Annotated in this window: 8 protein-coding genes; 4 read left to right on the forward strand and 4 right to left on the reverse strand. The window is 34.9% G+C overall.

Annotated features, from left to right (window positions below):
• Nucleotides 1-226 precede the first annotated feature (226 nt).
• Entirely contained in the window at nucleotides 227-4,447 is a 4,221-nt protein-coding gene (locus KFZ70_RS16770; protein WP_139697704.1) for a two-component regulator propeller domain-containing protein, read from the reverse strand.
• Nucleotides 4,448-4,633: 186 nt separating this feature from the next.
• Here KFZ70_RS16770 and KFZ70_RS16775 point away from each other — a divergent pair, with 186 nt between their 5' ends.
• The 4 genes from KFZ70_RS16775 to KFZ70_RS16790 all read left to right on the forward strand — a co-directional run bounded on the left by KFZ70_RS16775 (nucleotide 4,634) and on the right by KFZ70_RS16790 (nucleotide 10,300).
• On the forward strand, nucleotides 4,634-6,190 hold the full coding sequence (locus KFZ70_RS16775; protein WP_139697705.1) for an alpha-L-fucosidase: 1,557 nt from the start codon (nucleotides 4,634-4,636) through the stop codon (nucleotides 6,188-6,190).
• 18 nt (nucleotides 6,191-6,208) lie between these two features.
• Nucleotides 6,209-8,071, forward strand: coding sequence for a sulfatase (locus tag KFZ70_RS16780; protein WP_139697707.1), 1,863 nt, complete (start codon nucleotides 6,209-6,211; stop codon nucleotides 8,069-8,071).
• Between the two features lie 167 nt (nucleotides 8,072-8,238).
• A complete protein-coding gene (locus KFZ70_RS16785) occupies nucleotides 8,239-9,033 on the forward strand; it encodes an RNA methyltransferase (RefSeq protein WP_139697709.1) in 795 nt (264 codons plus the stop codon).
• Nucleotides 9,034-9,067: 34 nt separating this feature from the next.
• The gene (locus tag KFZ70_RS16790) at nucleotides 9,068-10,300 is read left to right on the forward strand and encodes a M48 family metallopeptidase (protein WP_139697711.1); all 1,233 of its coding nucleotides are present in this window, start codon (nucleotides 9,068-9,070) and stop codon (nucleotides 10,298-10,300) included.
• 2 nt (nucleotides 10,301-10,302) lie between these two features.
• Here the strand turns inward: KFZ70_RS16790 and hutI are convergent, their stop codons facing one another.
• Genes hutI through hutH form a run of 3 tightly spaced genes read right to left on the reverse strand, consistent with a single transcriptional unit; the run spans nucleotide 10,303 to nucleotide 15,035 of the window.
• Nucleotides 10,303-11,538 (reverse strand): imidazolonepropionase, encoded by a 1,236-nt coding sequence (hutI, locus tag KFZ70_RS16795; protein WP_139697713.1) that lies wholly within the window; start codon nucleotides 11,536-11,538, stop codon nucleotides 10,303-10,305.
• On the reverse strand, nucleotides 11,538-13,535 hold the full coding sequence (locus KFZ70_RS16800; protein WP_139697715.1) for a urocanate hydratase: 1,998 nt from the start codon (nucleotides 13,533-13,535) through the stop codon (nucleotides 11,538-11,540). The genes hutI and KFZ70_RS16800 overlap by 1 nt, the downstream gene beginning before the upstream one ends.
• Nucleotides 13,536-13,544: 9 nt before the next feature.
• Nucleotides 13,545-15,035, reverse strand: coding sequence for a histidine ammonia-lyase (gene hutH, locus KFZ70_RS16805; protein ID WP_139697717.1), 1,491 nt, complete (start codon nucleotides 15,033-15,035; stop codon nucleotides 13,545-13,547).
• Nucleotides 15,036-15,045: the final 10 nt, after the last annotated feature.

Below are 15,045 nucleotides of genomic sequence, written 5' to 3' on the forward strand. Positions count from 1 at the left end.
GGTTTTTGTATTGACAATGGGTTTTTACATTTAATCCTATTATCTAAATTTACTAAACTGAATGCCTGGCATACTTTAAAACAAGATAAAATCTCCCAAAAAAGAAAAAAACAACAGTAAAGACTTTCTCTAAGGGATAACTTTTATAAAAAACACTCGTATTTTAGGATTTTAAAGTTCAAGAAATTCTAATTGTCATCCAGATATTTTACTTTTTATATAAAAACTACACTTCTTCCTGTTCTAAATCTTGACCACCCAAATTATCTTTACCTTCTTTTAATTTCTTAATATAATCTCTTGGCAAAACACCAAACTGTTTTTTAAAACACTGCGAGAAGTATGATGAGGTATTAAAGCCAGTCATATACATAATTTCTTTTACAGAAAAATCACTTTGTTCTAAAAGTTGCACCGCCCTTTTTAATCTAATATTCCTAATAAACGCACTTGAGGACAAACCTGTTAACTCTTTAAACTTAATATACAAATGACTTCTACTTAAGCCCATTTCTTTTACCAATAACTCCACACTGAAATCGGTATTCATCATATGCTTTTCTACAATTTCTATAGCACGCTGAAGAAATTTTTCATCTAGTGAGGTAACTACTACTTCCTCTGGTTGCAATGTAATTTCTCTGTTAAACCTTTTTCTAAGTTCAGCTCTATGTTTTAAAATATTGGCTAGCTTTAATTTTAAGACATTTAAATCAAAGGGTTTCTTTATATAGGCATCTGCTCCAATTTCTAATCCCTCAATTTCACTTTCTTTAGAAGACTTAGCGGTAAGCATTATTACAGGAATATGGCTTGTATTGTTATTAAATTTTAAATGATTACAAAGCTCAATACCATCCATAATTGGCATAAGCACATCTGTTATAATTATGTTAGGAATTAATTCAAATGCTTTTTCTAAACCTTCTTGACCGTTACTCGCTTCAAACACCTTAAAATCTTTACTAAGTGCCCTTTTTATGAAAGTACGAATATCACTGTTGTCATCAACTACCAGTAAAACAGGTAGCTTTGAACGTTTGTTCATGATCTCAGCATCTGTAATTTCATCATTCATGTCAATAGCAAAAGACTCCTGTTCTGAGGACCTTATCAGAAAATCACTTTCTGTTTCTTCCTTTATACTTATTTCAGGTAAATTTTCATAAGCCGATTTATGAAGTGGTAACCTGATTATAAAATTGATTAGATTCTCTTCTTCTAATTTAGCTTCAATAGTACCCTGATGAACATTTATAAGACTTTGAGTAAAAGCTAGTCCTATCCCTGAACCTCTTTGAAACTTTTTATTTTTATTTGGTTTTGAATAAAACCGTTCAAAAATGTTCGAGATCTCCTCCTCACTAATATCAATGGATGTATTTTTTATCATGATAACTACTTGGTCTATATCAAAAATTTCTTTGGATATCTCTATACTTATTTCTCCTTTTTCGGGAGTAAATTTAAACGCATTAGAAAGTATATTTTTCATGATTTTTTCAAAAGCATCATGATCAAACCATGTTTTTAATTTTTTATAAGAAGACCCTATTTTTAAGTTTATGTTCTGATTATGTGCCGTAAACTGAAATGGTTCTGCAATATCCCTTATAAAACTAATGATATCTGTATGCCTTAAAACCAATCGCATTTTACCTTGATTAATTTTTCTAAAATCGAGCAATTGATTTACTAAACGCATCAAATAATCGGTATTTTTACGCATAATCTTAGCTTGCTCTTGAACTTCTGGAATATGTTTGGTAGTTTCCGATTCTAGTAAATAATCTAAAGGCCCCTTTATTAGAGTTAAAGGCGTTCTGAACTCATGCGAAACATTAGTAAAAAACTCCAGTTTTACACGTTGTAATTCCTCTTTTTGTTCTTTCTCTAAGTGCTCAAGCTCAAATTGATGCTTTTTAGTAGTGCTGATAACCGTGTACCGTCTAAAACCAATTAGTAAACCTATAATACCTAACGTATATAATAAATAGGCCCAATTTGTTAACCAGAACGGAGGTTTAATTTTTAAATCAATGCGAGCTGGTGATATATCCCAAATACCATCACCATTTGAAGACTTTACCTTGAAGGTGTAGAGACCTGGTGGAATATTAGTATAATTGGCAAAACGCTGTGCTGAATTTGTTTTCACCCAGTCTTTATCATACCCTTCTAAAATATAAGCGAACTTGTTTTTCTTTGATGCGGCAAAGTGTAATCCAGCAAACCCAAATGAAAAACTATTTTGACTATAATCAAGATTAACTATTTGTGTATAATTTATAGCACTATCTAAAAGTACTTTGCCATTATACGCTTCACCTATCTCAACTTCTTCATTAAATAATGAAAATTGAGTAATAACTGTCTCTGGTGGCTCAATATTATCCTTAATTTCTCTAGGATTAAACACATTAAAACCATTAATCCCACCAAAAACCAGTTCTCCATTTGATCGTTTTATTCCAGCTAACTCCTGAAACTCACTATCTTGCAAGCCGTCATTTTCATCATAATTTTTAAAGGTTTCCGTATTAGGATTGAACTTTGACAACCCTTTATTGGTTGACACCCATAAGTTCCCTGACCCATCTTCTAAGATAGATTTAATCACTTTATTTGGCAGTCCATCCTTTAATCCGTAAGATTTGAAACCTTCTTGATGCTCCTGTGTTGCAGGCATATATTTGTTAAGTCCTCCTCCAAATGTTCCTACAAACAATTCTCCTTTTTCAGTCTCGTAAATAGGCATTATATAATTATGACTTATTGATGTTCTATCATCTTCCTTATGGATATAAGATTTAAATTTAGGTTTATCTTTTAACAGTTCTGATGCATGTAACCGCGATAAACCATTCCCAGTGCCAAACCAAACATCTCCTTTACTATCTTGATAAATACTTCTTATAATGTCATTTGGCAAACTATTTGTATCATTTATGCTATGTTTAAAAACATCAATCTTAAAATCATCACCATTTGGTATAAGCCTATAAACACCTCCATTATAAGTGCCTACCCAAATAGTTTTGTTACTGTCTTGTAATAGCGAAAAAATAGCTCCATTCGTCTTTAAAATAATCTCAAAATTTAAATTATCTGTTTTATTGACGGTATCTATTTCCAACCTATATAGAGCTCCGGAATAACCAGAGCCTACCAAAAGAAACTGCTTTTCATTAATTGTAACCTCTTCTAAAGCGAATGGTTTAGCTCTATCAAGGTAAACTTTAAACTTATCATAATTTCCATCATTATCTTCCCTTCGAAGCAAGTTAAGCCCTCCTCCCTCTGTTCCTACCCAAAAATTATCCTGACTGTCTTCATAAAACGAACGTATTTTATCATAACTCAAACTATGCGGGTTGGAGGTTCTTCTTACATGTTTAAACTTCTTTTTATTAGAATCAAATTTATTAATTCCTCCTCCATTAGTACCTATCCAAATAATTCCTGTTTTATCTTTGAACAAGGCTTTTATGATATTTTTACTAATACTTTTAGGGTTTAGCGGATCATAAACAAAATACCCGATTTCTTCAAACTTCTTTGTTTTTTTTGAGTATTCAAACTGCCTCAAACCAATCTCGGTACCTACCCAATAAACATTCTTATCTACTGCTAAAGACTGCGGGTAAGTTTTTATAATTCTTGTAAATTCAATATCAGACTTTATGCTTGAGTTATTTTTAATATAGACACCTCCATAGGCACCAACTACTAATTCTCCTGACTCATTTTGACCAATATAATTTACAGACCCATTAAACGATCTTATCTTTACTAGTTTAAAACTTATATTATCTTCTTCTACTTTAAATAATTCATTTGCAAAAGCTACCCAAATATTTCCACTACTATCTTCATGAATTGTTTTAACAGGTTTATTATTAACCGTCTCTAAATGTTTAAAAACAGGGGACTCCTGTTTTTTTGTTAAATCCAGAATATTAATTCCATGAACAGTACCTACCCATAGTCTATTTTTTTTATCAACACAAACCGAAGTAATATAATCGCTATCTATTGTGTTACTATCATTTTCATTATGTTCAAATCTGGTAAATATCCCAGTTTTCTTATTAAATCTATTAAGCCCACCTCCTGTGGTTCCAACCCATAAGTTTCCTGTTTTATCCCCGGTAATTGCAAAAACAATGTTACTACTTATACTTCCGTGATTATTTACTTCTGGCAGATAATTTTTAAATTGATAGCCATCATATCTATTAAGCCCATCAAATGTTCCAAACCACATAAACCCATCATCATCTTGATAAATACAATTTATATCACTTTGAGACAGACCATCACTAGTTGTAAGACGTTCAAATTCAATACTATTCTGTGAATTACATATACTAAAAACAGAACACAAAAACACTGTAATCAATATCTTTAAATCAAAACACTTGCATGGAGCACTATTAATTTTCATTAAAATCTTAGTTTAAGACAAAAATATAATTATCTCACTACATTTGATTAATTGGCACATTAAAATAAGACAATCAACCATATGAATTAAAAATAGAATCATATACCAAAGTTTGGTAAGGTATGTAAGGATACTTTTGTTAACCAAATGAATAGTTTAAATATAGAGTTAAAAAAAACAAGACAAATGAAACATCTGATAGTGCTTATTACATTTTTTTTGATACTATGTGTAACTGGTTTTACCTGGGCACAAAATTCAGCTCATAAAAAGTATATGGCTAATTGGGAATCCTTAGAACAGGTAAATCAAGCTCCTGATTGGTTTAGAGATGCTAAATTTGGTATATACACACATTGGGGACCTGTATCATCTGCATTTGTAGGTGCTGACCCGAAAAAATGGTATGCAGGTTGGCATGGCATGAAAATGTATGTTGATGGCAAAAAGGTACCTAACAATGGTAAACCTTCTTCAAACTATACGCACCACAAAAAAAAGTATGGTGACCCCAAAAAATATGGGTATAAGCATATCATCGAACAATTTGAAACCAGTGGGTTTAATGCTAAAGAATGGGCCGAATTATTTGCTTTGTCGGGCGCTAAATTTGCTGGACCTGTAGCTATGCATCATGATAATTTTGCCATGTGGGATTCAAAAGCAACACGATGGAACTCTATGAATTATGGCAGCATTGACCCCTCTGCCGAGCTAAAAAAAGAAATTGAAGCCAAGGGATTAAAATTTATGGGCTCTTTTCACCACGCCTTTACCTGGCAATACTTTGCACCTGCTCACAAATATGGCGGTGTTTCTCCTGAAGATTATGACCTTTATACGAATCCACATCCTCTAGATTCTGAAACTCCAGATGCCGATTTTTATGAAAGCTGGTGGGCTAAATTAAAAGAGTTTATTGATGTATACCAACCTGATCTCATTTGGTTTGATTGGTGGCTAGAAAACATGACAGAAGAATGTCGTACAAAGTTCTTAGCATATTACTACAATAAAGGTCTGGAATGGAGCAAAGAGGTTGTGGTATGCTATAAAGAAAGTACGTTTAATGAAGATTCGGCCATAAAAGACTATGAACGCGGACGCCCAAATCAACCCAAAGAACATGTTTGGCTAACAGACACCTCTCCTGGTGCTTGGTTTTATAGACCTGGTGCTGTATTTAAAACACCTAATGATTTGGTTGATATTCTTATTGATATTGTCTCTAAAAATGGTAGTATGCTACTAAACGTACCACCTAATCCTGACGGTTCCATTCCCGAGGAAATGGTTCATTTATTAAAAGAAATAGGACAATGGTTATCTGTGAACGGCGATGCCATTTACGGCACAAGACCATGGACTATTTTTGGCGAAGGTCCTACCCGTTTACCTGAAGGCGGACATAAAGTAGAAAAATTAGATATTGTATATAAAAATTCAGATATTCGATTTACCAAAAAATCCGACAAGGAATTTTATGCCATTGTTATGGATAAACCTGAAGGAGAAACCGTTATAAAATCATTGAGCACTCAAATAGGCGTTCTTAATTCAGTGATTAAAAATATTGAATTATTAGGTAGTGATGAAACCATAGAATGGACAAGAAATGAATCGGGCTTAGTTATAAAAGCGCCTAACCAGTTCCCTTCAGAATATGCACATGCCTACAAGATAACGCTTGAAGGCTATTCAGAAAACAATATTGGCGGAGAGGTTGACGCTCATGTAGATTAATAAAATACCATATTTATTATGAAAATTAAATATTCAATAGTTCTATTATCTCTTATTACAATTTCATGTTTCAGCTCTTGTTCTGGCAAAGAAGAATCCACACAACCACCTAATATTGTTTGGATTACTTCTGAAGATAATTCAAAACATTACATGCGTTTGTTTGATGAACATGGCACCGAAGCTCCTAATATAGAAAAGTTAGCCAAAGGAGGCATCACTTATACCCATGCATTTTCAAATGCAGCGGTATGTAGTGCAGCCAGATCTACTTTAATCTCGGCATCGTACGGTCCTAGACTCGCCACTAACTACCACAGAAAGTTACAAAAAGTGCCCATGCCAGATGATGTTAAAATGTTTCCTTATTATTTAAAAAAAGCGGGGTATTACACGACCAATAATGCCAAAGAAGACTATAACATCATAAAACATGACAGCGTTTGGGACGAATCTTCAAAAAAAGCCACTTGGAAAAACAGAAACCTTGGTCAACCTTTTTTTCATGTGTTTAATATATTAACCACGCACGAAAGTAGATTACATTTTCCTGAATCGGCTATAAAAGAAGGCACCAAAACAAACCAAGATTCTTGTTTTATTTTTCCTAATCACCCTAAAACGGAACTATTCAAATATACGAACGCTCGTTATCGCGATCTTATAAAAAAAATGGATGCACAAGTTGGGCAAGTCGTTGATGAGTTAGAAGCTGATGGGTTATTAGAAAACACCTTTATCTTCTATTTTGGTGATCATGGAGGTGTACTTCCTGGAAGCAAGGGTTATATCAATGAATCTGGCGTTCATGTACCTCTTGTGGTTTATATTCCACCAAAGTATAGAAACATGGTAGATAAAAAACCCGGTTCAAAAGAAAATGGCTTTGTAAGTTTTATCGATTTTGGTCCAACGGTATTAAACTTAGCAGGAGCAAATATTCCAGAACATATTGATGGTAAACCTTTCTTAGGAAAAAACATAACCTCTAACGAGGTTTCAAAAAGAGATGAAACCTTTAGCTACGCTGATAGATTTGATGAAAAATACGACATTGTAAGAGCTATCAGAAAAGGGAAATATAAATACGAAAGAAACTATCAACCCTTCAATTATGATGGTTTAATGAATAATTACCGCTACATACAATTAGGCTACCAAGAATGGAAAGCGCTATATGAAGCAGGTAAATTGAATGACATACAGTCGCAATTTTTTGAAACCAAACTACCTGAAAGTCTTTATGATGTTGAGGCAGACCCTTACGAAACAAATAACTTAGCTAATAACCCTGAGTATGCTGAAGTATTAGAAGATCTGCGTAGCAACCTAAATGAAAGAGTAAAAGGCATGCCTGATTTATCATTCTATCCTGAGTTTTATTTGATAAATAACGCCTTTGATAATCCTGTTGCATTTGGTCAAGCACACAAATCTGAAATTGCTTCGTATGTAGATATTGCTAACTTATCTTTATATCCATTCGATTCCATAAAGGATCAATTAGAACAAGCGTTAAATTCATCAGACCCATGGAAACGTTATTGGGCATTAATTACTTGCAGTCGTTTTAATACTGAAGCACTATCATTACAATCCGTTATAGAAGCCATTTCAAAAACGGATGATGAACTAATCAATAAGGTTAGAGCCTGGGAGTTTTTAGGATTAACTAGAGTTGATGACCCTGTAAAAGGTATGACCGATGCTTTATACGCATCAAAAGATTCAGCAGAGGCTTTATTAATTTTAAACTCTATGGTTTTAATGAAAGACGACTTTAAAAAATCTTATACATTTAATATAGACACCAATAATATGGACACCGAGGTTAGTCAAAACTCAGAAGTAATGAGACGCCTTGAGTATTTCAACAAATAGTCCATTTTAAGTTAAAATATAAAATACATGCGAGCTAAATTCCCGTTTTGGTTTTAGCTCGCTTTTTTTATAAGATTGTCATTTAATGTAGTCTACAATTTTATTTAGTTCTGCCTCATTAGTACTCCTCTAATTACGCTAAAATCATTTACTTTTGTACCATACTTATGAAACAGATATTTAGCACTCAAAACACGTATATCAAGCAGCTCGTTCATCTTAAAGAAAAGTCGCGTGAACGCCGTAGACAAGGGCTGTTTTTAATTGAGGGGAAACGTGAAATAACGCTAGCTATAAAAGGTGGTTATGCACTTACAACCATTCTTTTTTCGCCTGATTTATTCCCTTCAAACAAATTAAAAACACTTAATTATGATCATGTTGACCTTATAGAGGTTTCTAAAGAGGTGTATCAAAAACTTGCGCATAGAGATACTACTGAAGGCGTTATAGCTGTTGCAAAAAACAAGTTGCACGGTTTAGAAAACTTAAATTTCAGGCAAGAACATCCTTTAATTTTAGTAGCTGAAGCTCCTGAAAAACCTGGAAATATTGGTGCACTTTTACGCACTGCAGACGCCGCTCATGTTGATGCTGTTATCATTGCCAATCCCAAAACCGATTTATATAACCCAAATATTATACGGTCTAGTGTGGGCTGCGTTTTTACCAATAGTATTGCTACTGGAACAACAACCGAAATCATTGATTTTTTAAAACAACAGCACATTAACATCTACTGTGCAGCCTTACAAGCTTCTGTGCCTTATCACACACAAAACTTCACAGAACCTACTGCCATTGTTGTAGGAACTGAAGCCACAGGATTAAGCGAGGCATGGCTAAAACATTCAAAACAAAATATCATAATCCCCATGCAAGGCGAAATTGATTCTATGAATGTTTCGGTTGCGGCAGGAATCCTTATTTTTGAAGCCAAAAGACAACGAAATTTTAAATAAAACGAACGTCGAAAGATGTTTAAAGTTCTGAAACATGACCGCCAACACCCTTTTTTATATCATAATAGGCATCATTATTATCAACTTTGTTATTGATAAAGTTATTGATGCACTTAATGCCAACCATTTTAACGATGCACTTCCTGAAGAGCTGCAAGATGTTTACGACGATACCGAATACAAAACATCTCAACAATACAAAAACACTAACTACAAATTTGGAATCATCACCTCAACATTTTCTATAGTATTGACGCTGGGCTTTTTGTTTTTTGACGGCTTTGAATGGGTAGACCAAATTGCCAGAAATTTTTCTAACAACTCCGTAATTATTGCTTTAATTTTCTTCGGAATTATTATGATTGGCAGTGATATAATCACCACGCCGTTTTCATATTATAGCACCTTTGTTATTGAAGAAAAATTTGGCTTCAACAAAACAACAAAACGCACTTTTTTTATTGACAAATTAAAAGGTTGGCTAATGATGGCCGTTATTGGCGGACTCATTTTATCATTAATTATCTGGTTTTATGAAGCTACAGGCAAAAATTTCTGGATTTATGCTTGGGCGCTTATCGCGGCGTTTACCATTTTTATGAATATGTTTTATTCTAAACTTATTGTACCGTTATTCAATAAGCAAACACCTTTAGAATCAGGTGATTTACGAGATAAAATATCAACATATGCGCAAAGCGTTGGTTTTAAACTGGATAAAATATTTATAATTGACGGTTCAAAAAGAAGCACCAAAGCTAATGCCTATTTTTCTGGCTTTGGCAGTGAAAAACGTGTCACACTTTATGATACCCTAATTAATGATTTAGATGACGAAGAAATTGTTGCCGTATTAGCTCATGAAGTAGGACATTATAAGAGGAAGCACATTATATTCAACCTAGTTACGTCCATTCTATTAACAGGTTTAACCTTATTTATACTTGCTTTATTTATTGGAAACCCACTGTTATCGCAAGCTATTGGTGTGGAAACCCCTAGTTTTCATATTGGACTTATTGCCTTTGGGTTATTATACGCTCCTATTTCTGAAATTACTGGACTCATCATGAATGTGTTTTCTAGAAAGTTTGAATACCAGGCTGATGATTACGCCAAAAACACTTATAAAGCAGAGCCTTTAATTACTTCTTTAAAAAAATTATCAAAAAACAGTTTAAGCAATTTAACTCCACATCCTGCCTATGTGTTTATGCATTACTCGCATCCCACCCTATTGCAACGCATCAAAAACCTAAAAAAATAAACTTAAATTTTCTTGCCATTAAGGTAAACCTGTTCAATAGCATTGGTTCCGAAATGATAAGGTAAAGCGTAAATAGAGTTTAAGGGTTTGGTTAGAAAGAGGTTTGCTTTTTTTCCAATAGAAATACTTCCTACTTCACTTTCTAGCCCCATAGCATAAGCTCCATTTATTGTGGCTGCGTTAATAGCTTCTTCAGGGGTTAACTTCATTTTGATGCAAGCCGCTGATACTACAAAATTCATATTACCTGATGGCGCAGAACCCGGATTATAATCTGTTGCTAAAGCCAATGGCAAACCAGCGTCAATAATAGCTCGCCCTGGCGTGTAAGGTATCCCCAAAAAAAATGAGCATCCAGGTAAAGCCACAGGCATAGTTGTTGAATCTTTCAGCGCAGTAATATCTTTAGGACTTAACACCTCCAAATGATCTACAGAAAGAGCTTTATGTTGCACACCAACTTGAACACCGCCAATTGATGTAAACTGATTGACATGTATTTTGGATTGTATTCCATATTTTTTCCCAGCCTTTATAATCGTTGCCGTTTCTTCTACTGAGAAGTATCCTTTTTCGCAAAACACATCAATAAAATCGGCTAAATTTTCTTTAGCTATTTTTGGAAGCATATCGTCTATTACCAATTGCACATACTCCTTTTGATTATTTTTAAAGGCATTGGGTACAGCATGAGCCCCTAAAAATGTTGCCTTAATAGGAATGTTATACTCTTGCTTTAGTCGCTTTATAACTCTAAGCATTTTAATTTCGGCATCAGTGGTAAGTCCGTAACCCGACTTTATTTCAACAGCTCCAGTACCTAAGGCAATAATTTCTTCAAGTCTCGTTTTACTTTGTGCATACAAATCCTCCTCAGTGGTTTCTTGTAATGTCTTGGCAGAATTTAAAATACCTCCTCCTTTACTAGCAATATCTTGATAAGATAACCCATTAATCTTATCAACAAATTCGGTTTCCCTATTACCTGCGTAAACCAAATGTGTGTGTGAATCACACCATGAAGGTAAAATCATTTTACCCGATGCATCCACGGTTTCATCAACTTCTACCCCTGGACAAACTTCCATTTTACCAAACTCCTTGATAATACCATCATCTATCAACAAAAAGGCATGTGCTATTTGAGGTAAAAGATCCATTTCTTGGCCAGCCACATATTTTACGTCAGTTGGTCTTACCTGAACTAAAGCCTTAATATTTTTAAAAAGTATTCGCATTAGAATAAGTTTTCTAGTAATTCCTCCTCAACTAAATTAGGTAATGTAACTTGTAATTCTGGCGTTCTGTCCATTTCTCTTTTTATAGCAAAAAGCGCTTCGTTATTTCTTGCCCAACTTCGTCTAGCAATACCGTTATTCACGTCAAAAAACAGCATGCCTTTAAGGCGTTCTTCAGCTTCATCAGACCCGTCTAACAACATACCAAAACCACCATTAATTACTTCTCCCCAACCTACGCCTCCACCATTGTGAATAGACACCCAGGTTGCACCTCTAAAACTATCTCCAATCACATTTTGAATGGCCATATCTGCCGTAAATTGACTGCCATCATATATGTTTGAGGTTTCCCGATAAGGCGAATCTGTACCACTTACGTCATGATGATCGCGGCCCAATACTACAGGACCTATCTCCACATTTGCTATAGCTTTATTAAAGGCTAGGGCTATTTTAGCCCGACCCTCAGCATCCGCATACAAGATACGTGCTTGCGACCCAACAACCAATTTATTTTTTTTAGCATCTTGAATCCAAGTCACATTATCTTGCATTTGAAGTTGAATTTCTTCAGGTGCATGTTTCATAATGTCCTGAAGGACTTGCTTAGCAATTTCATCTGTTTTATCTAAATCTTCAGGGTTTCCAGAGGTACACACCCATCGAAATGGCCCGAAACCGTAGTCAAAACACATAGGTCCTAAAATATCTTGAACGTAAGATGGGTATTTAAAATCTATACCATTTGCAGCCATAACATCGGCTCCCGCTCTTGACGCTTCTAATAAAAAAGCATTTCCATAATCAAAAAAATAAGTGCCTTTTGCTGCATGACGGTTTATGGCTGCAGCATGTCGTTTTAGAGAAGCCTGAACTTGTACCTTAAATTTTTCAGGTTCATTTTTTATCATTTCATTGGCTGCATTGTAGGATAACCCAACAGGATAATAGCCTCCTGTCCACGGTATGTGTAAAGACGTTTGGTCTGATCCTAAATGCACAAAAATATCCTCTGTATCAAAACGTTCCCAAACCTCAACCACGTTACCTATAAAAGCTATAGAAACCACTTCAGAATTTGCTTGCGCCTCCTTAACCCGATTTACTAAATCATCTAAATTATGTGTTAAGACATCCACCCAGCCTTGTTCAAAACGTTTTTTAGCCGCCTTTTCATTAACCTCAGCACAAACGGTAATGCACCCTGCAATATTACCTGCTTTGGGTTGCGCACCACTCATACCCCCCAACCCCGCAGTTAAAAACACTTTGCCTGCCGAAGTTTCATCCTTTAAAAGCACTTTTCTAAAGGCATTCATAATGGTAATTGTGGTTCCGTGTACAATACCTTGTGGGCCTATGTACATAAAAGATCCCGCTGTCATTTGTCCGTATTGGGTTACACCAAGCGCATTGTATTTTTCCCAGTGGTCTGGTTTTGAATAATTAGGAATCATCATACCATTGGTAACCACGACGCGCGGGGCATTTTTTGAAGATGGAAATAACCCCATAGGGTGCCCAGAATACATATGCAAACTTTGCGTTTCTGTCATATTGGCCAGATATTGCATGGTTAATAGATACTGAGCCCAATTTTGAAACACTGCACCGTTACCGCCGTATGTTATTAATTCTTCAGGATGTTGCGCTACAACTGGATCAAGGTTATTTTGAATCATTAACATAATGGCAGCTGCTTGACTACATTGAGCGGGATATTCTTCAATTGGTCTAGCATACATGGTATATTTAGGCTTAAACCTATACATATATATTCTACCGAAATCTTTCAGTTCCTGAGCAAATTCAACTGCTAAAATCGCATGCCACTTTTTAGGAAAATAACGCAAGGCATTACGCACTGCCAACTGTTTTTCTTTTTTTGAAAGTATATCTTTTCGTTTAGGCGCATGATTTACGTTATCACTGTAAGTAAACTTTTCTGGAAGTTCCTTAGGAATACCTTGTAATATGTCTTCTCTAAATGTCATAATCAAATGTTATTTTACTCTAAACAACTGCTGCTTCACCAAATGAATAATGGCTTTAATATCATCTTTTAAAAGGCGATCTTCTTCTAGCTTGGCCACCTTACTTCTTACCAGTTTAAAATTGTCTTCTAATATTTCTGAAAACGTATTGGGGCGCCTAAACTCCATAGCCTGCGTGGCGTACATAATTTCTATCGCTAAGATTTTTTCAAGATTTTCTAAAATCTGATTAAACTTACGTCCAGAAATACTTCCCATAGACACATGATCTTCTTGACCTAATGAGGTAGGAATACTATCTGCCGATGGCGGAAAACACAAAGACTTATTTTCTGTAACCAAAGCTGCTGTAGTATATTGTGGTATCATAAAACCAGAATTGAGGCCTCCACTTTCTGTAAGCAACCGCGGTAAACCATATTTTCCTTCTATCAATAAATAACACCTTCTATCAGCAATATTTCCCAACTCAGCGGCCGCCAACGCACCATAATCTAAAGCCATTGCCAAAGGTTGTCCGTGAAAATTTCCACCAGATATAGCCTCTGTTTCACTTAACACAACAGGGTTATCGGTCACAGCATTCATTTCTATTTCTGCTAGTTTTTTAAGGTGATAATATGCATTTCTTGAAGCACCATGAACTTGCGGAATACATCGCATGGAATACGGATCTTGAACACGTTCGCAATTTTCATGAGATTTAATATTATTGGAATTTTCAAACAACATTCTCATACGCTTGGCTACCGCTAAACTTCCTTTAAATGGACGAATGCTATGCAACAACTCTTTAAAAGGAGATTCACTGCCCTGATAACCTTCTAAACTCATAGCTCCTGAAACATCGGCCAAATCAAGTAAATATTTCATTTTACTTAATCCTGTAATGGCATGTACCAAAATAAACTGCGTGCCGTTAATCAATGCTAACCCTTCTTTTGCCTTAAGTTTAATAGGTTCTAACCCGTGTGATTTTAAAACTTCCTTGGCAGCCACTTCTGTATCGTCAATCCAAAACTCACCTTCCCCCAGTAGTGGTAAAAACAAATGAGACAATGGTGCTAAATCGCCAGATGCACCAACCGAGCCTTGTTCTGGTACCACAGGTACCATATCATGTTCTATAAAATAAAGTATGCGTTCAACAACTTTTAATCGAATCCCTGAAAACCCCTGACACAACGCATGCACTTTACAAATCATCATAAGTTTAGACAGTTCTTTTGAAATAGGTTTTCCTACCCCAACTGCATGTGTGATTAGTAAATTCTTTTGGAGCAAATTAGTTTCCGATGGTGAAATTTTTACATCGCATAAAGGACCAAATCCTGTATTGATTCCATAAACAGCCTTGTTTGAAGCTACCAAACTATCAACCTTAGCACGGCATGATTCTATTTTTTCAATCGCCTCACTTGTTAGGATAGCTTTTAAATTACCATTGGCAATTTGACTCACTTTTTTTACAGTAAGTTTATCAATTCCGTATTTAAACATGACATCTTTA

This window comes from Allotamlana fucoidanivorans, assembly GCF_045788535.1.
Classification (GTDB): domain Bacteria; phylum Bacteroidota; class Bacteroidia; order Flavobacteriales; family Flavobacteriaceae; genus Allotamlana; species Allotamlana fucoidanivorans.

What these genes read in the sequence shown, in the direction of transcription:
- KFZ70_RS16770 (WP_139697704.1), bottom strand. Translation starts at nt 4,447, where the DNA reads ATGAAAATTAATAGTGCTCCATGCAAGTGTTTTGATTTAAAGATATTG.
- KFZ70_RS16775 (WP_139697705.1), top strand. Translation starts at nt 4,634, where the DNA reads ATGAAACATCTGATAGTGCTTATTACATTTTTTTTGATACTATGTGTA.
- KFZ70_RS16780 (WP_139697707.1), top strand. Translation starts at nt 6,209, where the DNA reads ATGAAAATTAAATATTCAATAGTTCTATTATCTCTTATTACAATTTCA.
- KFZ70_RS16785 (WP_139697709.1), top strand. Translation starts at nt 8,239, where the DNA reads ATGAAACAGATATTTAGCACTCAAAACACGTATATCAAGCAGCTCGTT.
- KFZ70_RS16790 (WP_139697711.1), top strand. Translation starts at nt 9,068, where the DNA reads ATGACCGCCAACACCCTTTTTTATATCATAATAGGCATCATTATTATC.
- hutI (WP_139697713.1), bottom strand. Translation starts at nt 11,538, where the DNA reads ATGCGAATACTTTTTAAAAATATTAAGGCTTTAGTTCAGGTAAGACCA.
- KFZ70_RS16800 (WP_139697715.1), bottom strand. Translation starts at nt 13,535, where the DNA reads ATGACATTTAGAGAAGACATATTACAAGGTATTCCTAAGGAACTTCCA.
- hutH (WP_139697717.1), bottom strand. Translation starts at nt 15,035, where the DNA reads ATGTTTAAATACGGAATTGATAAACTTACTGTAAAAAAAGTGAGTCAA.